The 26620-nt window shown below is 33.0% G+C and carries 26 protein-coding genes; 20 read left to right on the top strand and 6 right to left on the bottom strand.

All coding sequences use genetic code 11. The features are described from left to right. Nucleotides 1–2 precede the first annotated feature (2 nt). From Q3V94_RS00730 to Q3V94_RS00685, 10 genes are all read left to right on the top strand, one after another. Nucleotides 3–1658 (top strand): B12-binding domain-containing radical SAM protein, encoded by a 1656-nt coding sequence (locus Q3V94_RS00730; protein ID WP_303524615.1) that lies wholly within the window; start codon nt 3–5, stop codon nt 1656–1658. A gap of 168 nt (nt 1659–1826) precedes the next feature. Beyond that, nucleotides 1827–2153: a V-type ATPase subunit subunit G family protein gene (locus Q3V94_RS00725; RefSeq protein ID WP_274766037.1), complete on the top strand. Its 327-nt coding sequence runs from the start codon at nt 1827–1829 to the stop codon at nt 2151–2153. Beyond that, on the top strand, nt 2140–4032 hold the full coding sequence (locus Q3V94_RS00720) for a V-type ATP synthase subunit I (RefSeq protein ID WP_303524611.1): 1893 nt from the start codon (nt 2140–2142) through the stop codon (nt 4030–4032). The genes Q3V94_RS00725 and Q3V94_RS00720 overlap by 14 nt, the downstream gene beginning before the upstream one ends. 13 nt (nt 4033–4045) lie before the next feature. Beyond that, complete coding sequence (locus tag Q3V94_RS00715; RefSeq protein WP_008907788.1) at nt 4046–4555, top strand: V-type ATP synthase subunit K; 510 nt, start codon at nt 4046–4048, stop codon at nt 4553–4555. A 13-nt stretch (nt 4556–4568) separates the two neighbouring features. Further along, nucleotides 4569–5165, top strand: coding sequence for a V-type ATP synthase subunit E (locus Q3V94_RS00710; RefSeq protein ID WP_008907789.1), 597 nt, complete (start codon nt 4569–4571; stop codon nt 5163–5165). A 32-nt stretch (nt 5166–5197) separates the two neighbouring features. Then, nucleotides 5198–6184 carry a V-type ATP synthase subunit C gene (locus Q3V94_RS00705; RefSeq protein ID WP_008907790.1) on the top strand — a complete coding sequence of 329 codons (987 nt, stop codon included), beginning with the start codon at nt 5198–5200 and terminating at the stop codon, nt 6182–6184. Further along, complete coding sequence (locus tag Q3V94_RS00700; RefSeq protein WP_008907791.1) at nt 6177–6500, top strand: V-type ATP synthase subunit F; 324 nt, start codon at nt 6177–6179, stop codon at nt 6498–6500. Before Q3V94_RS00705 ends, Q3V94_RS00700 begins: the two co-directional genes overlap by 8 nt. Next, entirely contained in the window at nt 6500–8281 is a 1782-nt protein-coding gene (locus Q3V94_RS00695; RefSeq protein WP_040305699.1) for a V-type ATP synthase subunit A, read from the top strand. The genes Q3V94_RS00700 and Q3V94_RS00695 overlap by 1 nt, the downstream gene beginning before the upstream one ends. Further along, entirely contained in the window at nt 8274–9659 is a 1386-nt protein-coding gene (locus Q3V94_RS00690) for a V-type ATP synthase subunit B (RefSeq protein ID WP_303524608.1), read from the top strand. The genes Q3V94_RS00695 and Q3V94_RS00690 overlap by 8 nt, the downstream gene beginning before the upstream one ends. Further along, complete coding sequence (locus Q3V94_RS00685; RefSeq protein WP_008907794.1) at nt 9659–10288, top strand: V-type ATP synthase subunit D; 630 nt, start codon at nt 9659–9661, stop codon at nt 10286–10288. Before Q3V94_RS00690 ends, Q3V94_RS00685 begins: the two co-directional genes overlap by 1 nt. Nucleotides 10289–10312: 24 nt before the next feature. On the opposite strand, the gene Q3V94_RS00680 is transcribed toward Q3V94_RS00685, so the two are convergent. The 4 genes from Q3V94_RS00680 to Q3V94_RS00665 all read right to left on the bottom strand — a co-directional run bounded on the left by Q3V94_RS00680 (nt 10313) and on the right by Q3V94_RS00665 (nt 12665). Continuing rightward, nucleotides 10313–10540, bottom strand: coding sequence for a MoaD/ThiS family protein (locus tag Q3V94_RS00680; protein WP_008907795.1), 228 nt, complete (start codon nt 10538–10540; stop codon nt 10313–10315). Between the two features lie 4 nt (nt 10541–10544). Next, nucleotides 10545–11213, bottom strand: a complete 669-nt coding sequence (locus Q3V94_RS00675; protein ID WP_008907796.1) for a ThiF family adenylyltransferase — start codon at nt 11211–11213, stop codon at nt 10545–10547. A gap of 14 nt (nt 11214–11227) precedes the next feature. Beyond that, entirely contained in the window at nt 11228–11362 is a 135-nt protein-coding gene (locus tag Q3V94_RS00670; protein WP_008907797.1) for a hypothetical protein, read from the bottom strand. 247 nt (nt 11363–11609) lie between these two features. Then, the gene (locus tag Q3V94_RS00665; protein ID WP_008907798.1) at nt 11610–12665 is read right to left on the bottom strand and encodes a hypothetical protein; all 1056 of its coding nucleotides are present in this window, start codon (nt 12663–12665) and stop codon (nt 11610–11612) included. Nucleotides 12666–12775: 110 nt separating this feature from the next. Here Q3V94_RS00665 and Q3V94_RS00660 point away from each other — a divergent pair, with 110 nt between their 5' ends. The 9 genes from Q3V94_RS00660 to Q3V94_RS00620 all read left to right on the top strand — a co-directional run bounded on the left by Q3V94_RS00660 (nt 12776) and on the right by Q3V94_RS00620 (nt 22244). Next, on the top strand, nt 12776–13951 hold the full coding sequence (locus tag Q3V94_RS00660; RefSeq protein ID WP_303524603.1) for an FprA family A-type flavoprotein: 1176 nt from the start codon (nt 12776–12778) through the stop codon (nt 13949–13951). Between the two features lie 224 nt (nt 13952–14175). Then, nucleotides 14176–14703, top strand: a complete 528-nt coding sequence (locus tag Q3V94_RS00655; RefSeq protein ID WP_008907800.1) for a tetratricopeptide repeat protein — start codon at nt 14176–14178, stop codon at nt 14701–14703. Nucleotides 14704–14801: 98 nt separating this feature from the next. Next, on the top strand, nt 14802–15962 hold the full coding sequence (locus Q3V94_RS00650; protein ID WP_303524601.1) for a hypothetical protein: 1161 nt from the start codon (nt 14802–14804) through the stop codon (nt 15960–15962). A gap of 15 nt (nt 15963–15977) precedes the next feature. Continuing rightward, nucleotides 15978–17591, top strand: coding sequence for a peptide-binding protein (locus tag Q3V94_RS00645; RefSeq protein ID WP_008907802.1), 1614 nt, complete (start codon nt 15978–15980; stop codon nt 17589–17591). An 85-nt stretch (nt 17592–17676) separates the two neighbouring features. Next, complete coding sequence (locus Q3V94_RS00640; RefSeq protein WP_008907803.1) at nt 17677–18630, top strand: ABC transporter permease; 954 nt, start codon at nt 17677–17679, stop codon at nt 18628–18630. A gap of 14 nt (nt 18631–18644) precedes the next feature. Beyond that, nucleotides 18645–19619 carry an oligopeptide ABC transporter permease gene (gene opp4C, locus Q3V94_RS00635; RefSeq protein ID WP_008907804.1) on the top strand — a complete coding sequence of 325 codons (975 nt, stop codon included), beginning with the start codon at nt 18645–18647 and terminating at the stop codon, nt 19617–19619. Between the two features lie 22 nt (nt 19620–19641). Next, the gene (locus Q3V94_RS00630; protein ID WP_008907805.1) at nt 19642–20634 is read left to right on the top strand and encodes an ABC transporter ATP-binding protein; all 993 of its coding nucleotides are present in this window, start codon (nt 19642–19644) and stop codon (nt 20632–20634) included. Further along, nucleotides 20627–21595 carry an ABC transporter ATP-binding protein gene (locus Q3V94_RS00625; RefSeq protein ID WP_008907806.1) on the top strand — a complete coding sequence of 323 codons (969 nt, stop codon included), beginning with the start codon at nt 20627–20629 and terminating at the stop codon, nt 21593–21595. The genes Q3V94_RS00630 and Q3V94_RS00625 overlap by 8 nt, the downstream gene beginning before the upstream one ends. 250 nt (nt 21596–21845) lie before the next feature. Beyond that, on the top strand, nt 21846–22244 hold the full coding sequence (locus tag Q3V94_RS00620; protein WP_008907807.1) for a hypothetical protein: 399 nt from the start codon (nt 21846–21848) through the stop codon (nt 22242–22244). 24 nt (nt 22245–22268) lie between these two features. Here Q3V94_RS00620 and Q3V94_RS00615 read toward each other — a convergent pair whose 3' ends face one another. Next, nucleotides 22269–24254 (bottom strand): ABC transporter ATP-binding protein, encoded by a 1986-nt coding sequence (locus Q3V94_RS00615; RefSeq protein ID WP_303524599.1) that lies wholly within the window; start codon nt 24252–24254, stop codon nt 22269–22271. After that, nucleotides 24254–25999, bottom strand: a complete 1746-nt coding sequence (locus Q3V94_RS00610; RefSeq protein ID WP_303524598.1) for an ABC transporter ATP-binding protein — start codon at nt 25997–25999, stop codon at nt 24254–24256. The genes Q3V94_RS00615 and Q3V94_RS00610 overlap by 1 nt, the downstream gene beginning before the upstream one ends. A 73-nt stretch (nt 26000–26072) precedes the next feature. Here Q3V94_RS00610 and Q3V94_RS00605 point away from each other — a divergent pair, with 73 nt between their 5' ends. After that, nucleotides 26073–26615: a flavodoxin family protein gene (locus tag Q3V94_RS00605; protein WP_303524596.1), complete on the top strand. Its 543-nt coding sequence runs from the start codon at nt 26073–26075 to the stop codon at nt 26613–26615. Nucleotides 26616–26620: the final 5 nt, after the last annotated feature.

Here is a 26620-nt window from a genome sequence, read left to right as displayed (position 1 = left end):
AAATGAAGGTATTGTTGATTGCGTTAAATTCAAAGTATGTTCATTCAAATTTAGCAATAAGATATTTAAGGGCCTATGTAAATGAGTTTGATGTAGAAATATTTGAAGGAACAATTAACGAAAATCCATTTAATTTATCCCTTGAGATTGCAAATAAAAAACCTGATGTAGTGGCCTTTTCCTGTTACATATGGAATATTGAAAACACCTTAAAGATATGCGGCATATTAAAGGAAATAAATAAAGATATAACTATAATATTAGGTGGGCCAGAGGTTTCATATGATCCAAAAAATATACTTCAGTTAAATGAGTATATTGATTTTATAATATTTGGCGAAGGTGAAGAAACCTTCAAGGAACTTCTTGAGTATGTATCGGGAAAGGGGAAAGATTTGAAGTCGATAAAGGGTCTAGCCTTTAGATTGGGTGAAGAGATAATTGTAAATGAAGAAAGGCCATTGATTACAAATTTAGATACCATTCCTTTTCCATATGATTTGGAAATTCCTTCAAAAATAGTATATTATGAAGCTTCGAGGGGATGTCCTTTTAGCTGCAAATATTGTCTTTCATCAACAATAAAGGGTATCCGCTTTTTTAGTTTGGAAAGGATTAAAAAAGATTTAAAATATTTAATAGACAATGATGTTAAACTTGTTAAATTTGTAGACAGAACCTTCAATGCAAATAAAAGAATGGCTATTGAGATTTGGGAATTTCTAATTCAAAACTCAAAGGGAACAAAGTTTCATTTTGAAATAGCAGCAGATCTTTTGGATGAGGATTGCTTTGAAGTTTTAAAAAGGGCACCAAAGGATCTTTTTCAATTTGAGATAGGTGTGCAAACTACCAATGAAACAGTTTTAAAAAATATAAATAGGATAATGGATTTCGAAAAAGTAAAAAATAATGTAAAAAGGATTATGAGTATGGGAAATATCCATTGTCATTTGGATCTTATTGTAGGGCTCCCAGGAGAGGATTTTAGTTCCTTTAGAAGGTCCTTTGAGGATGTAATGGATATAAAACCGGATGTTTTGCAAATTGGCTTTTTAAAGGTGCTAAAGGGCTCACCGATTAGCTTTGAGGCAGAGGAGTATGGAATAAAATATTCACCCTATCCCCCTTATCAGGTATTAAAGACAAAGGATTTAAGTTTTCAAGAAGTTGTATTTCTTTTTAAATTTGAAGAGGTTTTTGAAACATTTTATAATTCCCATATATTTGATAATACAATCAGATACTTCTTAAACAAGTTAAATAGCTATGAATTTTTCAGTAAGCTTACCATCTTTTTGGAGGAAAATAATTTCTTTAAATTGAATTTTGATCTTAATGGGAAAACAAAACTTTTGCTTGAATTTTTAAAAAAATATGAGGATGAGGATATAGTAAAGAGCCTTTTGATTCATGACTATTTGTTTACTACAAAGAAAGGGTATCTTCCAGAATTTTTAAAAAGTGATGATGAGATAAACATAAAAGATGTTTTAGCTGAGAATAAGGAAATTATATATGAAAAATTGCGTGTTAAAGATTTCAAATCTGTTTTTGCTGTAAAGGTAAAGGTTGACATAAAGGAAGATTACATATATGGAAATTACATCCTTGTAATTAATTTACTAGATAAGCGATTTTTTTACATCAATATGTAATATTTAAAAATTACAAGAAAATTCGATAAATTAATACTTTAACAATCGATTTATGTAATTTTTTAAAAAATATCAATATTAATAAATTTCTCTATTAAAAAAAATTATAGTATAATGTAATTTGTAAATTATTTATTAATTTTTATCAAAATAAAAGGTGGTGATAACTTGGCACTTGAAGTTGTTAAACAGGTGGCTGAAATTGAAAAGCAGGCTGATGAGATAATTAAATCAGCACAGCAGAAGGCAAATGGTATATTAAAGGCTGCAAAGGAAAAGTATGATTTATTGATCAAGGAAGCAAACCTTAAGGGTAATGAAATTTATAGGGAAACTATAAATAGGTTTGAGGAGGAAGGCAAAGAAGAGGCAAGGCCCATTTATGAGGAGGCAAATAGGACGATAGAAAATATACAAAACATACCTAATGAAAAGATAGAAAAGGCAATTAATATGGTTATTGAGAGGATAGTGAATAGCCATGGCGATAGTTAAAATGAAAAAATTGAACTTAGCTTGTGCTAAGGAAGACAAGGAAAAAATATTAAAACTTCTGCAAAAATTAGGTGTAGTTCAGATAATCGATTTAAAGGATGAACTAGAAGATACTGATTATGAAAAAGAAAAGCCCTCAAACGAAGTAGAATATGAATTTGCAAAAGTTAAGTTTACCTATGAATTTTTAAAGCAATATTCAGAGGAGAAAAAGGGAATTTTTACTCCTAAAAATGTATTAAGCTTTGAGGAATTTGAAAGGCTTGATTCCCATTTAGATTGGGAGGAATATTATAAGGCAGCAAAATTCATCGAGGAGTCGATGAATACAAACAGGACAAAAAAAGGAAAAGTTCTGTCTTTGATCGAACAATATTCAAACTGGGTTAATCTTGACGTCTCAGAAGCTGAATTAAAATCGCTAAAAAATGTTGCTTATTTTATAGGGACGGTAAATAAAAAATATAAAGAACAGCTATTAATAGAGCTTAATGAGACCTTTAAAGAAATTTATATCGAAACAATATTTGAAAAACAAAATGATGTAAATGTATTAGTTCTTGCACATAAAGATAAGTTTAATGAAGTATCAGAAGTTCTAAAAAAATATGGTTTTGCAAAGACTAATTTAGAATTTGACAAAACACCAAAGGAAAAGATATTAGAACTAAATAAAGAAATCGAAAGTTTAGAAGAAGAATATCAAAAGTTAATAGAAAGGGCAAAGGAAGCTGCAAAAAATATCGAAGATGTTGAAAAAATTTACGATTATTTCTATTCTAAACTTCAGCTTGAGCAGGCAAAATCAAAGCTTGTTTTAACCAAAAAGACAGCGGTTTTAACAGGATGGATTCCAGAAGACAAAGTTGATGTAGTAAAAGAAAATGTTCAAAATAAATTTAAACATGTATTCATTGAAGTTGAGGATGCAGAATTTGAAAATGCACCAGTTTTATTAAAAAACAACTGGCTGTCAGAACCCTTTGAGGTTGTAACTTCTATGTATGCACTACCAAAGCCAACAGAGATAGATCCAACACCAATTCTTACGCCGTTTTTCCTTTTATTCTTTGGAATGATGATGGCGGATGTTGGATATGGTATTTTGATGTTTTTGGTAGGAATTTTAGGCCTTAAGTTTACAAACATTGAGGGGGATCTTAAAAAGCTACTAAAGCTTATACTATATTGCAGCATTCCAACAATAGCATTTGGTTTGTTATATGGCAGTTTCTTTGGAGGAATAATTAAACTTAAACCACTATGGGTTGATCCTGTAAATGAACCTATGGAGATTTTAAAATGGTCTATAATTTTTGGTATAGTTCATCTTTATGTTGGGCTTGGAACAAAGGCATATATGTTGATTAAGAACGGAAAAGTTTTAGATGCCTTCTTTGATGTTGGAGCATGGTATTTACTACTTTCAGGGCTTATATGGATGTTCCTCGGCGGAGGAACTATAGCGAAGGTTCTTGCAATATTAGGCGCATTAATAATACTTCTAACCCATGGAAGAGAAAACAAAACCATAGTTGGTAAGTTTTTTGGTGGATTTTACTCATTATATGGTGTTACAGGATATTTAGGTGATGCTCTATCCTACTCGCGCCTTTTAGCTCTTGGTCTTGCATCGGGGCTAATTGGATGGTCCTTTAATCTTCTTATAAGCCTTTTAGGAAAAGGTGTAGTAGTTTATATCTTTGGACCACTGATATTTATAGCAGGACATACATTTAACTTTCTTATAGGAATTTTAGGAACGTATGTCCATACATCAAGATTGCAGTATCTTGAATTCTTCGGCAAATTCTATGAAGGTGGCGGAAAGGCCTTTGAGCCTTTAAAAATAAAAACAAAATTTATAAAAGTAGAATAAGGGAGGAGTTAATATGGAAAACTTTACAACATTCGTTGAATTTTTAAGAGCTTATGGTGGAGCAACTTTAGCATTATTAGGAGCTGCCCTTGCAGCATTAATGGCGGGCATTGGTTCAGCAAGAGGTGTTGGTATCGTAGGTCAAAGTGCTGCAGGCCTTATTACTGAAGATCCAGAAAAGTTTGGTCAATCACTTATATTACAGGTTATCCCAGGAACACAGGGATTTTATGGTTTTATTACAGCTCTAATTGTTCTTTCAAGAATAGGTTTATTAACAGGAGGATTAAAGCCTTTAACATTAGCTCAAGGATTTTATCTATTAATGGCATGCCTTCCAATGGCCTTTGTTGGATATAGTTCAGCAATATCACAGGGTAAGACTGCAGCGGCAGGTATCCAAATACTTGCAAAGAGACCAGAAAAGATGTTTAATGGTGTTATCTATGCCGTAATGGTTGAAACATATGCCGTAGTTGCTTTGATTACTTCAATATTGATGATCGTTAACATAAAGATATGAGGGAGTGCTTAAAATGGCCGGAATTGAAAATTTAAAGGAAAGGCTCTTATCTGATGCCAATGAAAAGGCAGCTAACATAGAAAATGAAGCATCTATGAAGGCGAATTCAACTTTAGAAGAAGCTAAAAGTAAGGCAGATAAAATAATTGAAGAGTTAAAGGAAAAAGCAGAAAGGGACGGAAGGGAAAGAAAGGAAAGAATAATTTCAAAGGCTAAAATGGAAGCAAGGGATATGGTATTAAAGGCAAAACAAGATGCCATTGATAATGTATTTAGACTTGTTGTTGAAAGAATTAATAACATGGATATTGCTTCATACAGAGATCTTTTTAAAAAGCTTATATTAAATAATGTGGAAACAGGAGATGAAGAAATAGTCCTTTCCGTTAAAGATAAGAATAAATTTGATCAAAACTTTTTGTTCGATATAAACAGGGAACTTATGTCAATGGGTAAGCTCGGCAATCTTAAATTTAGCCAGGAAACCCTAAATATAAGTTCAGGATTTATATTAAGAAGAAGGGGACTTGAGATAAACTGCACAATTGAAGCTTTAATTAGGAATTTAAGAGATGAGCTAGAGGCTGAACTAGCAAAACAACTTTTCTAGTTCCTCCATTTAACAAGATAGGAGGGGAAGCAATGGATTTAACTTATTTTGCACAGAGCATTGCAAGGGTTAAGGCTATGGAAACAAAAATGCTCGATAAGGCTAAATTTGAAGCCCTTATTGAGGCAAAGGATTTTAACGAAGCAGTAAGGATGCTTCAGGATACAGTGTATTCTAATTATGATATGAGGGATTTTGAAGTAGGATTAAAGAAGGCCTTAGAGGATCTTTATTCCGAAATGGGGAAAATAAGTCCTTCAAAGGAAGTTGTAGACTTTTTAGCGGCAAGATATGATGCTCATAATATTAAGACATTAATCAAGGCTAAATTCTCAAGCTTTGAGTATGAAAGGCTTCTTTATAACATTGGAACTATTCCTTTAGATTCTCTAAAGTTAATGATCAAGGATGAAAATTTTAGAGATCTTCCATCTACATTGAGAAATTGTATTGAAGGTGCAATTGGGGAATATAAAGCCAATAAAAATCCCCAAGGGATAGATATTACAATTGATAAAGGGATAATAAAATATATGTTTGAAATAGCTGAAAAATCAAAGCTTGAGTATTTGATAAAGATAATAAAGATTATAATAGACATGACTAATATAAAGGCCTTTATAAGAATAAGAGTTCAGGATAGAGAAAGGGAACTTTTTAGAAAAGTGTTTATCGAGGGTGGCAATATAGATATAGACCATTTCCTCAATAGTTTTAACGATTCCCTTGACTCCTTTGGTAACAAGATAATGCATACTGAACATTTTAAGTGGGTAAAGGGTGGTTTAGAGGAATATTTAAAAACAAACGATCTTGGAAGCCTTGAAAAGTATGGTGATAATTATTTGATCGACTTTATTAAAAATTCTAAGTTTGTCTCCTTTGGGCCGGATCCTCTTATAGCTTACATATTAGCAAAGGAGAACGAAATAAGGCTTTTGAGAATAGTTTTAACGGGCAAAAAGAACAACGTAGCACCCGACGTTATAAGGGAAAGGTTGCGTGATATTTATGTATAAGATTGGAGTTGTCGGGGAAAAGGATGCAGTTATAGCCTTTTTATCCCTTGGTATGACTGTTAAGGGGGTTGAAAATGCAAAGGAAGCCCAAATGGCAATCGATGGTATGGCAAGGGAGGGCTATGGTCTTATATTCGTAACAGAAACTATTGCCAAGGAAATAGATGAAACCATAGAAAGATATAAAAACAGCTTTTTACCTGCAGTTATATTAATTCCAGGCGTTCAAGGTAGTCTTGGAATTGGACTTCAAAAAATAAAAGACAATGTTGAAAAGGCTGTTGGAGTAGATATTTTATCAAAGAAGGAAGGTTGATAGTCTTGAAGGCGGGAAGGATTATAAAAGTTTCAGGACCATTAGTTGTTGCTGAAGGCATGGAGCATGCCAAGATGTTCGATGTTTGTAGAGTTGGTAATAAAAGACTTATAGGCGAAATAATAGAAATGCGTGGAGATAAGGCTTCAATTCAGGTTTACGAGGAAACATCAGGTCTTGGTATTGGCGAGCCTGTTGAAACTACTGGTGAGCCATTGAGTGTTGAACTTGGCCCTGGCCTTATCGAAGCGATGTTTGATGGAATTCAAAGGCCTCTTGATAAGATAATGCAGATGGCAGGAGATTTTATAACAAGGGGTATTGACGTTCCAGCCCTAGATAGGGAAAAGAAATGGCACTTTGTTCCTAAAAAATCAGTAGGAGACTATGTTCAACCTGGAGACATATTTGGAACTGTTCAAGAAACAACTTTAATAGAACATAGAATAATGGTTCCATATAATGTTGAGGGAGAAATTGTAGAGATATTAGAAGGAGATTTCACGGTTTTAGATACTGTTGCTAAGGTTAAAAACAAAGATGGCGAAATTGTAAATCTTACAATGATGCAAAAGTGGCCTGTAAGAAAGGGAAGACCATATAAATCAAAGATAACGCCAGAGGAACCACTAATTACTGGACAAAGAATAATAGATACCTTCTTCCCAGTTGCAAAGGGAGGAACAGCTTGTGTTCCAGGTCCCTTTGGAAGTGGAAAGACAGTAGTTCAGCACCAGCTTGCTAAATGGGCGGATGCGGAGATAGTTGTATACATCGGCTGCGGTGAACGTGGCAATGAGATGACTGATGTTTTAATGGAATTCCCAGAACTTAAGGACCCAAAATCAGGGGAGCCATTAATGAAAAGAACTGTTCTTATTGCTAACACATCAAACATGCCTGTTGCTGCAAGAGAGGCTTCTATTTATACTGGTATTACAATTGCAGAATACTTTAGAGATATGGGATATTCAGTTGCAATGATGGCAGATTCAACTTCAAGATGGGCAGAGGCTCTTAGAGAGATGTCAGGACGTCTTGAAGAAATGCCTGGTGAAGAAGGATATCCAGCTTACCTTGCATCCCGTGCAGCACAATTTTATGAAAGAGCAGGAAAGGTTTACTGCTTAGGATCAGATGAAAGAATAGGTGCCTTGACAGTTATAGGTGCAGTATCTCCTCCAGGTGGAGACCTTTCAGAACCTGTAACTCAGGCTACATTAAAAATAGTTAAGGTATTCTGGGGACTTGATGCAAATCTTGCCTATAGAAGACACTTCCCAGCTATAAACTGGCTTTTAAGTTATTCATTATACATGGAAAAAATCGCACCGTATATTGAAAGAATGGGCTTTGAAGGCTGGGGCGAGATGGTTAGAGAAGCCATGAAGATATTACAGGAAGAAGATGAATTGCAGGAAATCGTAAGACTTGTAGGTATAGATGCTTTATCAGAAAAGGATAGACTAACTTTAGAGGCAGCAAAGTCTTTAAGGGAGGACTATCTACATCAAAATGCCTTCCATGAGGTTGATACCTATACTTCACTAAATAAGCAATATAAAATGTTAAAACTAATTTTGGAATTCTACCATCAATCTCAAAGGGCATTAGATGCAGGGGTTTACCTTAGCAGGATATCAAACCTTCCCGTAAGAGAAAAAATAGCAAGAGCAAAGTATGTTCCAGAAAGTGAAATAAACAAGGTGGATGAAATATTCGTAGAACTTAAGGAGCAGATAGAAACTCTTATATCGGAGGGAGGGTTTGTAAATGCTTAGAGAGTATAGAACTATAAGGGAAGTTGCAGGACCATTGATGCTTGTTGATGAGGTTGAAGGAGCACTTTACGATGAAATAGTTGAAATTGAAACCCAAAGTGGAGAAATAAGAAGGGGAAAGGTTCTTGAAATAAATGGAAATAAAGCCTTGATTCAGCTGTTTGAAAGTTCTGCAGGTATAAATCTTCAGGGAAGTAAAGTAAGGTTTTTGGGTAAAACACTTGAGCTTGGCGTATCAATGGATATGCTTGGAAGAGTATTTGATGGTCTTGGAAGACCAAAAGATGGAGGACCTAAAATAATTCCTGAAAAGAAGCTTGACATTAATGGTAACCCATTAAACCCTGTTGCAAGGGACTATCCGTCAGAATTTATTCAAACGGGTATCTCAGCAATAGATGGACTTAACACCCTTGTTAGAGGGCAAAAGCTTCCCATATTCTCAGGTTCAGGTCTTCCCCATGCAAGGCTTGCAGCTCAAATTGCAAGACAGGCAAAGGTTCTAAGTGCTGATAGCAAATTTGCAGTTGTATTTGCTGCAATGGGTATAACATTTGAAGAGGCTGAATTCTTTATATCAGATTTTAAAAAGACTGGTGCTATAGACAGGGCAGTTCTTTTCATAAATCTTGCAAACGACCCACCAATCGAAAGAATTGCAACTCCAAGAATGGCACTAACTACGGCAGAGTATTTGGCCTTTGAAAAGGGAATGCACGTTCTTGTTATAATGACGGACATGACAAACTACTGTGAAGCCCTAAGAGAAATTTCAGCTGCAAGAAAGGAAGTTCCAGGACGCCGAGGATATCCAGGTTATCTATATACTGACCTTTCAACCCTTTATGAAAGGGCAGGAAAAATAAGGGGCAAGGAAGGTTCAATTACACAAATTCCAATCCTTACAATGCCAGAAGATGATAAGACTCACCCAATTCCTGACCTTACAGGATATATAACAGAGGGTCAGATAATTCTTAGCAGAGAGTTTTACAGAAAGGGTGTTAATCCTCCAATAGATGTTTTACCATCCCTATCAAGACTTAAGGACAAAGGAATTGGTAAAGGTAAGACGAGGGAAGACCATGCAGATACGATGAACCAGCTTTTTGCTGCCTATGCACAAGGTAAGCAGGCAAAGGAACTTGCAGTAATCCTTGGTGAGGCTGCACTTTCAGATACAGATAAGCTTTATGCTAAATTTGCTGAGGAATTTGAAAAAAGATATGTAAGCCAAGGGGAATATGAAAATAGAAGCATTGAAGAAACACTAACAATAGGATGGGAGCTCCTATCGATACTTCCAAGAACTGAGCTTAAGAGAATTAGAGAGGAATACATCGAAAAGTACTTGCCCAAAAAAGGGGATGAAATTTAATGAGATTAAATGTCAATCCAACGAGAATGGAGCTTAGCCGTCTTAAAAAGAGGTTAAAGGTTGCTGTAAGAGGTCATAAACTTTTAAAGGATAAACAGGATGAACTTATGAAAAAGTTTATTGACCTTATAAAGAAAAACAATGAATTGAGACTAAAGGTTGAGGAAGAACTTACGAAATCCCTTAAGGATTTTATGATGGCAAGGGCAGTAATGGGGACGGAAGCGTTAGAAGAGGCGATTGCAATGCCGGCTGAAACTATAAAGCTTGATGTAACAAAAAAGAATATAATGAGCGTTAATGTTCCCATTATGAACTTTGTAAGAGAAGGTAGCGAAAATGCAAGCATATATCCTTATGGTTTCTTTGCAACAACTGGGGAGCTTGATGCTGCTATTAAAAAATTATATGATATTATGCCGCATCTTTTAGAGCTTGCAGAGGTTGAAAAGTCCTGTCAGCTTATGGCAGATGAGATTGAAAAGACAAGAAGAAGGGTTAACGCCCTTGAATATGTTATGATTCCACAGCTTAAGGAAACAATAAAATATATTACAATGAAGCTTGATGAAAACGAGCGTGGAACTTTAACAAGACTTATGAAGATAAAGAGTATGATGCAAAAATAAAGGTGGCAAATTGCCACCTTTATTTTATCCGCCACCAATATATGGATAAAATCCAACTGTATCTCCATCCTTTAGTTTTGTGTTAAAATCAGCGTTTTGACCATTAATAGTGCAGTTGAAAACTTCATTTAAAGGCAAGGCTAATTTTTTTATTAAATCATTAACTGTTGCACCTTGAGGAATTTCAATTGTTAAAGTAGAACTACCTGCATATTTAGAGAGCATGGCAAATAATTTGACCGTAACCTTCATGCTTTCACTCCTTAGAACACGACGGACAATCCTTTTGTTTTTCTACATCGATTGTTTCAAAGATATCGTTTTCAATATCTATAAAATAAACTTTGTTTGAAATTTTGCTATTTACATAGTTGTAAATCAAATTAACTGCAAGTCCGGATAAAATTTTAGAAAGATGATTAAGGGCAAAATTGTCTTTATCAAGATTTTTTGATGTTATTATGTCCTTTATACAGTTTATGCAGTGATTTTTATAAGGCGAAACTAGTGTTACAATTCCTGATGTAGAGTTATGATGAACAAATACCATTACTTTTTTGTTTTTTAAACAATAATCATTGATTAAAAGGCTGGTATTAAAATTTGAAGTAGTGTCAACGATAACATTGCAGTCTGAGCAGTAGGCATGGATGTTATGTTCATCTATTCTATCTATGTATCCTTGTAAAAGAACCTCTGAATCTATCTTTTCTAATTTTTCAAAGGCAGCTTCGACCTTAAGGCGGCCAATGTCATTTTCGTCAAATATAGAATGGGTGAAAACATCGGCTTCATTGATTTCGGCATCGTCTATAAATGAAATATTTTTCATCCCCAATCTTGATAAGGAGTCGATTATTGAAGTCCCAACTGAACCGCATCCTATTACGCATATTTTAAAATCGTTACTTATTTTATCGTTCATCTAAAGACCCCCATTTATTCAATTTCAATTCCTTTATAATTAAAAAATGATCCTAAAAGTGGTAAAGAGGCTTTTAAACTAAGTTCAATCCTTTCGCCAATCTTTATCCCTTTTTGAATAAAAATCTTTATATCTTTATAATCAAACACATCATATTTTTCTTCATTTAAAACTACCTTTTTTGCCTCAATCCAAAGGCTTTTTACTTGAGGCCCACCTCATCCACAGCTAGTTTTGATTATTTTAATTTCCAGCTTACCACCTTTATTTAAAATGTAGTTATAAGTTTTATCGTTCATTACAATCTCCATAAAAAGCCTCCTTCCTTATTATTATTTTATCATTACATAATTTTTTTACAACATTAAATTATTTTAAAAGGCACCTCACGGTGCCTTAGTTTTCTATTTTTTTGAATTCATTTATTGCAGCTTTTACAAGTTCAATATCATATCCCCAGGACTTTATTGCATGAATCTTGAAGGATGCTGTATATTTAGTAAGCTCCTGCATTAAAATTTCCTCCTCATAGCCACATCCGCTGCTTGCTAAATTAACAAATAGAATTTCTGATATGCTTTGAGATTTATAATAATCAAAGGAGAATTTTAAATCTTTAGATATTAATATTCCGCTTTCTATAAAACCATACTTTACAAGTCGATCCTTTAACTTTTCTGATGTATTTGTTTTATCATCATATATTAGTATTCCTTTAAATCTTTTAGGAAGGTTATTAATTTTATTAACATAATAGTTAATGAAGATATCTGAGGCGTAGATAGGTCTTGTAAATTTTATTGTTATTCCCCTATCCCTCAAAAATTCTAAATCTACTTCTTTATTTATTTTTGAGTCTATCTCCCTTGAGGTATAGTTGACTATATATATGGTTTTACATCCATCTTTAATGGCAGAATTAATTGCATCTTGAATTTTGGGAACATATCCTTCAAAGGCAATATAAAAGTAGTAGGGTTTATAATTAAGAAGAGATTTTTTAAGTTCTCTTGCCACCTTTAATAATTCATCATTTTTATAATTGGTTCCTATCTTATAGTAAAATCTTTTAATTTTGTAACAAAGAAAGGGTTTTGATAATAAATTTATATTCTTTAAAAAATAATTGGCATAAAAAGGAGTATATTTTTCCATTTCTCCTTCGCTATAGAAAATTACAGCCTTTTTTAGATTATCTAGGTTTGAAAAATTCGGATAAGAACTTTTTTTAGGCATAAATACAAAATAACTGCATAAAGCATAGGAGAAAAAGAAAAATATCATTGCGGCTGGAATATATTTTATATTTATAGTAAAATATTTTCTAGAGAAAACAAATATCAAAATTGAAAATACAAAAATTGCAAATAATAATGGATAATAGGATGTAGGTGATATCAAAATTAAAGTAAAAAGTATCCCCCATAAAATGGAAAATAGTAAAACAACCAAATTTTCACCCCCAAAAATAAACCTCAATTAATTATATGAGTTTGTTTATAAAATTTACTACAATGAGGACTGTAAAATATTAATATTTTAAATATTTAGGAGGTGCATTTATGCAGGCTGTAGAAATTAAAAAAGATGTTTATTGGGTTGGTGCTAAAAATCCAGATCTTAGAGTTTTTGATATCATAATGACAACAAAAAAGGGGACTACATATAATTCATATTTAATTGTTGATGAAAAAGTTGCGCTTATCGATACAGTTAAGGATGGATTTTTTGATGAATTTATAAACAGGATAAAATCTGTAATTGGCGACAGAAAAGTAGATTATTTAATAGTAAATCATACAGAACCTGACCATAGCGGTTCTATAAAGTCGATTTTAAATGAATATCCAGATATAAAAATATATGGTTCAAAGGCAGCTTTAATGTATATTAAGAATATAATAAACAGGGATTTCGATGGAACAGAAGCGAAAGATGAGCTTAATTTAGGGAAAAGAACATTAAAGTTTATCTCAGCCCCTTTTTTGCATTGGCCGGATACGATATTTACTTATGATGAATTTGATAAAATACTTTTTACCTGTGACTTTTTAGGATCCCATTATTGTGATGACAGCATTTTTGACGATGAGGTTGGAGATTTTTCTGATGAGTTTAAATATTACTATGATGTTATAATGGGACCTTTCAAAAAGCATGTTTTATCTGCAATTGAAAAGATAAAGCCCCTTCAATTTGATCTAATTGGAACAAGTCATGGTCCGGTTTTAAGAAAGGATTTGCAAAAATATATAGATAAATACTATGAATGGAGTAAACCAGTTTTAGACATTCCAAAGGATAAATATGCCCTAATCGCCTATGTTTCTGCCTACGGATATACAAAGGAAATTGCGATGGCCATTAAAGAAGGATTAAAGGATGTAGGCTGTGAAGTTGATGTTCATGACATTACTGAACTTCCTTTAGAAAAGCTTGTTGAAAAGGCAGATAAAGCAAAGGCAGTTTTTGTTGGCTCACCAACTATAAACCAGGATGCAGTAAAACCCGTTTGGGATTTTCTTTCATTAGTAAGCCCCATAATCAATAGAGGCAAAATTGCCATGGCCTTTGGCTCCTATGGATGGAGCGGCGAAGGAGTTCAATTGATTACTGATAGGTTAAAGGGATTGAAGTTCAATGTAATTGAGCCAGGATTTAAAGTATGCTTTAAACCAAGTGAAGAGGACTTAAAAAGAGCAAGGGAAATTGGAAGAGAAATAGGAGAAAAGGTATAAGCACCCACAACGGGTGCTTTTATTTTTGTAAAATATTTTAACAATAAGTGAATAATAGAGAAAACTATTAATTTATCTAATAAAACTTTAGCTGTATAATTTGTGACAAAAAATTAAATTTATCAGAAAATTAAGAATATTGACTAATTTGCATAAAGATGCTATATTATTAATTAACAATGCTTTTGGAAAAATATACTAATATTAGAAAATAGGAGGATAAAATGTTAAGCGATTTATATACTGAAGCGTGTGAAGATATGGAAGTAGGGAGATATGAAACTGCAGAGATAAAATTCGAAAAATTGTTACAATTGAATAAAAATGATTACAAAATTTTAAATAAATTGGGTGTTCTGTATACATATAAAGGGGAAAAAGAAAAGGCATTAACCTATTTTAACTTGTCTTTAGACAATAACAGTGAATATGCACCTGCATATGTTAATATTGCAAACATATATCAAGAAGAAGGTCAGATGGAATTAGCAGAGGAGTTTTATTTAAAAGCTATTGAAGTTGATCCTGATTATGCATTAGCATATTACAATTTGGGGGTTTTATATAAAAAAAATGGACAAATAGAATTATGGGTTAAAAATTTTAAACAATACAAAAGACTCTTAAAAAGAGAACAATATAACTACACAAATGTAAAAGAAACAAATGTAAATAAAAAGAAATTTTTAATTATATGGCCTATTCTTATGTTTTTAATTGCTTATGTTTTTTTAATGAGTTTAATGAAGTGAGTTATTACAAGTAAATTATTTGAACAGTATTGTAAATATAGCCAAAAGTCTAAAATTGCTTTTGGCTATTTAAATAAAATAAAAAAGGAGGGGAATCTATGAAAAAAGTTTTAAGTAGCCTACTTATGTTGGTTTTAGCTATTTGCTTTGTAGCTTATCCAATTGTAGGCGCAGCAAGCACTCAAAAAAAGGCTCAACCCGTTAAGGAAGTTGAGTCAGCACTTAAAAAGGGCATTATAGTAGACTTTGGCCCAAACTATGTTGTAATTAAAGAAGCAGGTAAAAATCAAAGATATGCAGTTAATAACAAAACAAAGGTTTATTATCTAGGCAATTTATCAGATATTATGGAAGTAGCTAAAAAAGGTTTAAAGGTTTCATTTAAGGTCTGGCTCAAAAACAATGTTCCGCAATATCTAACGTATTTAGAAATTCCGGCTGCAGGACTAGAAGGACAAGGAATTATAGGAGTGTCATTGATTGACTTTAGAACTAATATAAGCGATGATTCAACTCCACCATCACTAGCTGCACCATCAATTGATGATAGAACTCAATTAGTTAATGGAAATGTTGTTAAAACAACTGATTTAAATCCGGAATTAGAAACACAATTTCAGTTTGTCGATTCGAAAAAATTAAGACTTGGAAGCATAACAGTTATTCCAGGAACATTGAAGGTAAAAGTTGAAGGAAAAGAATATAAACTTATTGATGAAAAGGAAGAATTTACAGCTGATGACCAATATAAGATGGTAGTTAGCAAAGGAGTTACAGATTTAGTATTTAAGGCAGATTTGCCAGCTAAAAATCAATCAGAAGCAGAGACTAAGGTAGAGGTAAGCTATAATAAAAAAGTTTATGAAATAAAAACTGCAGAGATAAACTCATTCCCTATTCATGAAGATGTTTATGTTGAATTGAATGGTAAAGAAACAAGTCTAGCAAAGGCACTTTATAGGGGAACATATTTCTACACCCTTGCAAACGATAATGGAGAAATAGTTTATATAAATGCATTCTACAAGGATGCTGAGGCAGTAGTTAGAAGTATTAAAGGCAACATTATGGAAGTTACTCTAATAAAATATGGAAAAGCTGCATTTGTTGATACAGTTATAATCGAGGATTGGGCAAACATTTCAGACTCAACTGGCGACGTATTAAATCTTAATGATTTAAGAGCTGGAGATAAGATTAAATTCTCAGTTGATCCAGATTCTGGCTATAAAGTTGTTGATATCATAAAAATTAAATAAAAGGGGGGGTAGAAAATGAAAAAAATAAAGCAAGTTATTACTTTACTTTTATTTACTGTAATAATCCTATCAAGCTTTGTTGGAGTAACAAAGGCAAAGTCTGAGCCAATGACAAAAGCAAACACTATTTATTATGCAACCTTCTCAGATCCAATTGATTTAAACCCAGCAATTTCAAGTGATAATGCATCAAGTGAAGTTACAGGCTTCTTGTTTAGAGCACTTTTAAAGAGGGATTGGTCAGGTAAGCTAATACCTGATATGGCAGAGGCTATGCCAACCATTTCAAATGATAATAAAACTATAACCTTTAAGCTCAGGAAAGGAATAAAATGGCATGATGGCACAGAATTAACCTCAGCTGATATTAAATTCTCTTATGAGTTTATTCTTGAACCAAAGGTTGCATCAGTTAGAAGATCCAACTTTATAAATATTGATACAATTGAAACACCAGACAAATATACTGTCGTATTTAAATTAAAGGAACCTGATTCAGCATTATTACCTAATTTTTCATACTATTACATTATTCCAAAGCATATTTGGGAGCCTGAATTACAGAAACTTTTAAACGGAACTTATAAATCAATTAAAGAAAGTAAATATAACAGAGAGCCAATAGGAAACGGACCATATATGTTTGTAGAATGGAAGACAGCAGAAAGAGTAGTATTAAAACGTAATCCAAACTTCTATGATCCACAACCCAAAATCGAGTATATTGTATTTACAATAACACCATCACAGGCAGTTGCGATGGTAAAGACTGAAACTGGTGAAGCTGATTATGTTGTAGTTCCAGAATCAGACGTTGCAAGAATGAGAACAAAATCTAACCTTAATACATTCGTTTACGACAGAGCATCCTTTGACTATATCGTTTATAATTTAAAACACCCGATATTCTCTGATAAGAGAGTAAGACAGGCTATTGCTCACGCATTAAATAAGGAAGCTATGGTAAAGGGTATATATAAAGGTGTTGCAAGCGTAGCTCATAGCTCATACCATCCAAAGCTTTGGGCTTATAATCCTAACGTTAAGCCACTTCAATACAATTTAAACAGAGCAAAGCAGCTTTTAGATCAAGCCGGCTGGAAGGTAGGAAAGGACGGAATAAGAGAAAAGAATGGTCAAAAATTACAGTTTGTTCTCATGACAAACAAAGGAAACATAATGAGAGAAAAGCTTGTAGTTTATATCCAAAATCAATTAAGATTAGTTGGAATAAAAGTTGAACCTAGAATAATTGAATGGAATACCTTCTTAAATAAGTATTACTATGCTGGCAAATATGATGCAGTTCTACTTGGATTTATTACTTCAATCGATGGTGATCAAACTGTTTTATTCCACAGCGATCCTGCAAAGGGAACCTTTAATAGAAATTTCTATAAAAATCCGCAAGTTGATAAACTTTTAGATGATGCAAGAAAAACATTTGATATTAATGAACAGAAAAAATTATATTGGAAGTTACAAGAAATTATAGCTGAAGATCAACCAATAACTTACATTGCATATAGAAAGAACGGATTATCCTTCAATAAGAGGGTAAAGAACGTTAAGGTTGTTGACTTGTTAGGAACCAATGATGGATACATGAGTTGGGAATTACAAAAGTAAAAGAAAATATGTTGTTTTAGTTTAACTATAGATATGGCAAGGTTTCTTGCCATATCTATATTAATGAGAAATGTGGAGGTGGACTATGCTAAAATACGTTGTAAAAAGAATTTTACAGGCTATACCGTTACTTTTCATAATTTCATTAATAACGTTTTTTATAATTAACCTAGCACCGGGCGACCCTATTTATATGTTTATTAATCCAGAGACAGCAAATCCTGTTGATGTAGAAGTTATAAGAAAATCATTAGGTTTGGACAAGCCTATATATATTAGGTATATATTGTGGTTAAAAAATGTTATCCAGGGTGATTTTGGTAAATCATTCCAACATGGCAGACCAGTTCTTGAAATGATTTTAGAAAGATTGCCAAATACTATAACTCTTGCAATTGTATCTACTATTATATCGTTTTTAGTATCAATACCAGTTGGTGTTTATTCAGCAATAAAAAGAAATTCAATTTTGGATTATATGTTTTCAACCTTTGCTTTTATAGGTATATCAATACCGTCTTTTTGGTTCGGACTAATGCTTATTTTATTGTTTAGTTTAAAATTAGGCTGGCTTCCTTCTGGCGGAATGAGGGCAAATTTTGAAGAGTTTGATCTTATTGATCGTTTAAGACACATAATTTTGCCAGCTCTTGTATTGGGTATGGCAAGTATGGCATCGCAAATGAGGCAAATGAGAAGTGCGATGCTTGAAGTTATAAGACAGGATTACATAAGGACTGCAAGAAGTAAAGGTCTTTCTGAAAGGGTAGTAATATTTAAACATGCTTTAAGAAACGCCCTTTTACCGATAATAACAATCATAGGCTTTATTATACCATGGCTCGTAAGCGGTGCAGTTGTTACAGAAACAATTTTTTCTTGGCCAGGTATAGGAAGGCTTTACATTCATGCTACATTTATGAGGGATTATCCTGTAATTATGGGGGTTACTATTATTTCTTCGGTAATGGTAGTAGTAGGTTCAATGGTAGCGGATATATTATATGCATTAGTGGATCCAAGAATAAAATATAACTAAGTGAGGGGATAGAGATGGCAGAAATAAAGCTTAATAATGAAAATAAAAGCGTTGAGCTTGCAGAAAGCTATGAATATAGCGATACCTTTTCAAAAAAGTTTCAAATATTTTGGAGAAGATTTAGAAAAAATAAGATGGCTGTTATAGGACTAACAATATTAATTATTTTATATTCATTAGCAATTTTTGCTCCCTTTATAGCACCTTATGATCCAGCTGGAACAGCGGATGACATTATGTATGTCGATGGTCCGCCAACATTTAGATCATATGTTGGTTATAATGTCAATGGGGAAGAGGTAGTATTTAAACCGAACTTCTTTGGAAGAGATGAGCTAGGAAGAGATGTATTCTCTCGATGCATATATGCAGGAAGAATTTCACTTACGGTTGGTTTTGTTTCAGTAAGTATATATGTTTTGATAGGAACTGTTTGGGGAGCAATTGCCGGCTATTACGGTGGCAAAGTTGATAACATAATGATGAGAATTGTTGATGCCATAATGTCCATTCCTACGATGATGCTTCTTATAACGGTAATGGCAATTTTTAAACCTAATCTTTATAATGTTATGATTGTTATCGGGTTAACGGGATGGACAGGTATCGCAAGATATGTAAGGGCGGAATTTTTAAGTTTAAAAAAGAGGGATTTTGTTGAGGCAGCAAGATGTATAGGAGCAAGTAATACAGCCATAATATTTAGACATATACTTCCAAACGCAATAGCCCCAGTTATAGTTGCAGCTACAATGGGTCTTGCATCAGCAATTTTAACAGAATCTACACTAAGCTTTTTTGGGTTAGGAGTTCAGCCACCGACGCCTTCATGGGGGAATATGCTTACTAACGCACAGGAATTAGAGACAATGGTATCAGCTCCTTGGAAGGCATTTTGGCCGGGGTTATTTATATTCCTCTCTGTATTATCCTTTAATTTCGTTGGTGATGGTCTAAGGGACGCATTAGATCCAAGATTAAAACAGTAAAAATAAGATTAGAGGTGTTGCTATGGAGAAGCTACTTGAAATTAAAAATCTTAGAACATATTTTTATACTGAAGATGGTGTAATTCCAGCTGTTGATGGAGTTGATTTTTATATAAAGCCGGGAGAAACATTAGGCGTTGTTGGTGAATCAGGATGTGGAAAAAGTATAACCTCCATGTCCATAATGAGGCTCATACCAAATCCTCCAGGAAAAATAATGGAGGGTAGCGAAATATGGTTTGATGGCGTTAATTTATTAAACTTACCAGAGAAGGAAATGAGAAGTATAAGAGGAAATAAAATCAGTATGATTTTCCAAGAGCCAATGACATCTTTAAATCCAGTTTACAAGGTTGGGGATCAAATAAGCGAGGCTCTTATACTACATCAAAAGATGTCAAAAAAGGATGCGTGGGAAAAGGCCATTGAGATGCTTAAATTGGTAAACATACCTTCACCGGAAAAGGTAGTAAATGAGTTTCCACACACTTTAAGTGGGGGTATGAGACAAAGAGTAATGATAGCTATGGCCCTTGCTTGTAATCCAAAGCTTTTGATTGCAGATGAACCTACCACAGCATTGGATGTTACAGTTCAAGCACAGATTCTTGATCTTATGAATGAATTAAAAAAGAAGGTTAATGCTGCTGTTATGATGATAACCCATAATTTGGGTGTAGTAGCAGAAACCTGCAATAGAGTAGTTGTAATGTATGCAGGACAGGTTGTAGAAGAGGGCGGCGTAGAAGAAATCTTTGAGAATCCATTACATCCATACACAAAAGGATTGCTAAACTCAATACCTGATGTAAATGGTAAAAAGGGCAAACTAGATGCTATCCCAGGAGTAGTTCCTAATCCATTAAATATGCCAAAAGGCTGTAGATTTGCACCAAGGTGTGATAAGGCAAAGGATATATGTTATAAAGAAAAACCAGAGATCATAAGACTTGGAGAAGAAAGATGTGTAAGATGCTTCTTATATGACGAAAAGGTAGGTGTTAGCAATGGATAAACTAGTTGAAGTATATGGTCTAAAAAAATATTTCCCAATGAAGGGGGGATTTTTTAATAGAACAGTTAATTATTTAAAGGCAGTTGATGGAGTGAGTTTTTTTATAAATAGAGGAGAAGTGCTAGGCGTAGTTGGAGAGTCAGGATGTGGTAAGTCCACCACAGGAAGGACAATATTAAAACTATTAGAACCTACCGATGGAAAGATAGTTTTTGATGGTGAAGATATAACAAAGCTTGAAGGTGAGGCTCTTCGAAAAAAAAGAAAGGAAATGCAGCTTATTTTTCAAGATCCATATTCCTCTTTAAATCCTAGGATGACGGTTGGTGAGATAATTGGCGAACCAATTACCATTCATGAAAAGGTGAGCCGTGCAGAAAAACTTGAAAGGGTTAAGGAATTATTAAATAAGGTTGGCTTAAGCCCTTACCATGTTAGAAGATATCCCCATGAGTTTAGTGGAGGACAAAGACAAAGAATAGGTATTGCAAGAGCTCTTGCCCTTAATCCAAAGTTTATAGTTGCAGATGAGTCGGTTTCAGCCCTTGACGTTTCGATACAGGCACAAGTTATAAATCTATTTGAAGAGTTAAAGGAAGAATTTAAGTTGACTTATATGTTTATTTCTCATGATTTAAGCGTTGTAAGACATATTTCAGATAGAATCTCTGTTATGTATCTTGGAAGAATGGTTGAAATGGCTGAAACTGAGGAACTATTTAATAATCCTATGCATCCTTATACACAGGCATTGCTATCAGCTGTTCCAATTCCCAATCCTAAACTTAAAAAAGATAGGATAATTTTACAAGGGGATGTTCCATCGCCTATAAATGCACCAAAGGGCTGTGTATTCCATACGAGATGTAGATATGCTATGGATGTATGTAAACATTTTGTTCCAGAATTTAAAGAAATCGAAGATGGTCATTTTGTTTCATGTTTTCTTTATGATAAATAGTATAAAAAATGAAAGGAATAAAATTGGACTAGATTGTGATACCCCTTTTAAGTGTTTAACTTTACAAGAGCCCCGGAAGGATTAGAAAAGGTATTGCTCATAAGTTAAAGTATTAGAATTATATAAGTTTATGAGGCAATACCACGAAAGTCCTTTATGGGGCTTTTGTTAATCAAACTTTTTCAACAGGCTGTTTATTTTTTGGTAAATATGAGATAATATAAGTAGATTAATGAAAGGGAGTGTTGATATGATAGACAGAGAAAAGATAATTGAGTTTTTAGAAAATGAAGGACTTAGCGAAATCGATGTTATCGATTATAAGGATGAAGACGTCTTAGTTTTAAACTTCTTCTATACCTTTGATGAGGCAGAGCTTGAAGCTGCAAAGCAGTTTGCAAACGATAATTACGAAGAGGATAATGAGGATGTATGGTATGAAGAATACTTCTTACCATACCTTACTGATATGGCAGCGGATAATATAAGGGACATCGTCGATGATTTAGGAGAAAAGTTTGGGGTTGAAGGTGAATTTGTTCTCTACGAAATGGATAGGGATTATCATAGCGAATGTGAATGCATTTTAGCCCTTGCTGAAAAGGGAAAGGATTTTGACATTGAAGACATTTTAGATGAATTAGAATAAGGCTGCACCTTATAATGTGCAGCCTTATTCTGAAAATTGAAGCTGATAAAGGTTATAATATAGGCCCTTCTTTTCCATTAACTCATCATGGCTTCCTATTTCCCTTATTCTTCCTTTATGCATTACTATTATTCTATCGCAATTTTTTATCGTAGATAATCTGTGGGCTACTATTATGGTTGTTCTGCCATCTGAAATCTTTTTAAGGGCATCCTGGATAAGCCCTTCAGTTTCGGTATCTATATTGGAGGTTGCTTCGTCCAGGACTAAGATTGAAGGATCAAATGCAAGGGCCCTTGCAAAGGCAATAAGCTGCCTTTGACCTTGTGAAAGGGTAGTTCCTCTTTCGTTGACTGGGCTTTCGTATTTTTGGGGCAATCTTTCAATGAACTTATCTGCGTTTACAAATTTGCAAACTTCTATTATTTTTTTATCAGTAATTCTGTTTTCACCAAGTCGTATATTACCTTTTATATCTCCTGTAAATAAAAATACGTCCTGCATAACTGTGGCTATATTTTTCCTTAAGGAATATTTATCATAATCCTTTATATTTATTCCATCTATCAAAATTTCTCCTTTTTGGACATCATATAGCCTGCTTATTAAATTGATTATGGATGTTTTACCAGCACCAGTATGCCCTACTATAGCAATTTTTTCTCCAGGTCTTATTTTAAAGCTTACATCTTTTAGAACATATTCGTCCTTTTTGTAGGCAAACCATACATTTTTGAATTCTATTTCACCTTTAAGCTTTTCAACTTTTATTGCATTTTCTGAATTTGGTATTTTTTCATTCGTATCTAGAAGTGAAAATATTCTTTCGGCGGATGCCATGGCTGATTGGAGTATATCGTATTTTTCGGTTATGTCGTATATTGGTTGGAAAAACTGCTGAACGTATGAAACAAAAACATATAAAACTCCAAAGGGAATAATTTCCTTTAAGACCATTTTACCACCAAACCATACTATTGCTGTTAAGGTCAATGTGGATAAAAAGTCTATGCTAGGCCTGAATATCCCCAAAATTATAATTTGATTTCTTGTTTCTTTGTAATAATCCTTGTTTACTTTTTCAAATTCATCAAAGGTTTTGTCTTCAATATTGAATATTTGGATGGTTTTCATACCTGATATATTTTCGGATAAAAATGCATTTATTTTAGCAAGCTTGGTCCTAACATTTCTATAGGCTTCCCTATCATATTTTCTAAATATAATAGTCAATATAATTATAATAGGAATAAAAAATAGCATAACAAGGGCTAATTTTGCGTTAAGTGTAAACATAGCAATTACTATTCCTGCTAATAGAAAAAAGTCCTTAACAAGATAAACTAAGACTGAGGTATACATTTCGTTTATGGTTTCAACATCATTTGTAACTCTTGTAACAAGGCGCCCGATGGGAGTTTTATCAAAAAATGAAAGGGACAACTCCTCAATGTGTTTAAAAAGTTTTTCCCTAATATTAAATATTATTTTTTGACTTGTTAGATTTAAAATATAAACCTGACCGTAATTAACAAAAAATAATATTAAAGAAACAATAAAAACATATAAAGCTGTTTTGATTATCCCCTTTAAATCATCCTGCCTTATATTTTTTAAATCATTAGATGTTAGCTTTTTTATTTCAAAGGAGTTATTATCCTGATATAATTTATCTTTGATTATAAAACTTTTAGAATAATCGACCTTCCCATAAGCTATGTAATAATCTGTCCCGTCATAAACCAAAGAGACAGTTTTGCCCTTTGGATGAATTCCCTTAAGTATCGTATTATCTTTTATAGTATAATAACTTTTATATCCATTTATATATTGATCAATTGCGTTTTTAATAAGGTATGGTCTTGATAGGTCTAAAAAGACGGCTATAAACATTAATAGAAAAACTAATGCCATTTCTTTTATATAAGGTCTTATGAATTTTAATAATCTTTTCATTAGGACGGAATCATATTCTTTTACAATCGAGTCCTCCAAATTGAATTTATCCATTATTCCGCCTCCTCTAACTTTTCTTCAATCTGCTGTTTTAAATATATTTTCTTATAAAGTCCATCATTTTCTATAAGTTGATTATGGTTCCCGCTCTCTACTATTCTGCCTTCATCTAACACGATTATGTTATCACAATCTTTAATAGCTGAAATTCTGTGTGAAATTACAATTGAAGTTTTTCCTTTCATTACTTCCTTTAAATTTTTTAAAATCCTATTTTCTGTTTTTGCGTCAACTGCTGAAAGACAGTCATCGAAGATAAGGATTTCAGGTTCTTTTATTAGCGCTCTTGCAATTGAAATTCTCTGCTTTTGACCTCCAGATAGGGTTATTCCCCTTTCGCCAACGATTGTTTTGTAACCATCGTTAAAACCTATTATATCCTCATGAACCTCTGCAATTTTGGCATATTTTATTACTTTATCATCGTCAGTCTCATAAAGTGGAAGGGCTATATTTTCTGCAACGCTTTTCGAAAATAAAAAGGATTCCTGAGGAACGAAACCAATTTTTTTTCTTAATATTGAGATTGGAATTTTATTTATGTCGTGCCCGTTTATAAATATTGTTCCATCTTGAACATTATAAAGCCTTATTAAAAGATTAACTAATGTGGATTTTCCACTTCCTGTTTTACCTATAATACCAAGGCTTTCACCTTTTCTTATATGGAGATTTATATTTTTAAGAGCTGGAGACTTAGAGCTTTCATATTGAAAGTTGAGATTATTTATTATTATATCTCCATCTAAAGAGGTAACATTATCAACGTTCTTATCATAAATTTCAATACTTTGATTTAAAACGTTTTCAATTCTTTCCAGGGAAGCATATCCCCTTTGAACTACATTTATGACCCAACCGATTGCCATCATTGGCCATACCAGGCTTCCAAGATACATATTAAAGGCTATAAAATCACCGATAGAAATTATGTTTAAAACAACATAAGAAGCTCCAACGGCAATTAAGATTACAAAGCTCAAATAGGCTAAAAGCTCAGTAAGGGGAAAAAGGATGCCCCAAACCTTAACAAGATTCATATTTGCTTTTAAATATTCCCTATTCTGTTCATTAAACTTTACATATTCATTTGCTTCTTGGGCAAAGGTCTTTATTACTCTAATTCCTGAAAAATTCTCTTGAACGACGTCAGTAAGTTTTGCAAAGACTTCCTGAACCTTTAAAAATCTTTTATGAATGAGTTTACCAAAGTTTGTAGCAACGATAGATACAAGAGGAAGAGGAATTAGTGATATTAAAGTTAGCTTAACATTGATGGACAGCATAATTGATAATGTTATTACCGTAAGGAAAATAGCATCAAACATCATTACTATTCCTTGACCTAAGGACATTCTAAAGGCGTTTAGATCATTTGTAGCAAGAGCCATTAGGTCACCTGTTTTGTTTTTGTTATAGAAATTTATAGAGAGTTTTTCAAGACGAGAGAAAAGCTTATTGCGCAGGTCATATTCTATTTTTCTTGATGTTCCAATAATAAAAATCCTCCAGAAAAATCTTGAAATGGCTATTATAATGGATAATACTATTATTAATAGGAGATTTTTTGCAACTGATATATTGGAAATACTTTTGTTTGCTATGCCATCCGACAGTCTACCTAGAATTCTCGGAGGAATAAGCTGCAGAATATCTACAACAAATAGAGATAAAATGCCAAGGATATATCTTCCTTTATATTTTTTCATATATTTTAACATCATTTTTAATTTTTTCAAATTTATCACCCCCATAAATGGATTATATAATTATTTTAAGAAGATTTCAAATTTTTTGATTTGGAGGTTCAAAATGAAGGTTTTAGTGTTATTTGGAAGTCCTAGAAAAAAACATACTTATGAACTTACAAAGGCTTTTATAGAGGGATTAGAAAAAGATACTGAAGTTGAATTTATAGATACGCCAAAGCTTAATATATCTCATTGTATGGGATGTAATTATTGCTTAAAGGAAATGAAATGTTTTATAAAAGATGATATGGAGGATATTTTAAATAAAATCGAAGAGGCGGATATAATAGTCCTATCCTCACCGGTTTACTTTGGAACAGTAACATCATACCTTAAGGTTTTAATCGATAGATGCCAGCCTCTTTATAATAAACGTTTTGTTTTAAAGGTGGAGGATAAGGTGAAAAAGAAGGGGTTTTTAATATTTACAGCTGGAGGAAAAAACAAAAGGATGATCGATTCTATGAAGCTTGTCACAAAATTTTTTATGCTCTCCTGTGGTGCCGAACTTGTAGATACAATTTATTGTTTAAATACTGATGAGAATGGTTTGGATAAAGAAGCTTTACAAAAGGCCCATATTATTGCAAAGAGCATATTATGAATAAA

This window comes from Caloramator sp. CAR-1, from assembly GCF_030546345.1.
Taxonomy (GTDB): Bacteria; Bacillota; Clostridia; order Clostridiales; family Caloramatoraceae; genus Caloramator; species Caloramator australicus.
This window is presented reverse-complemented; position numbering and strand designations above follow the sequence as displayed.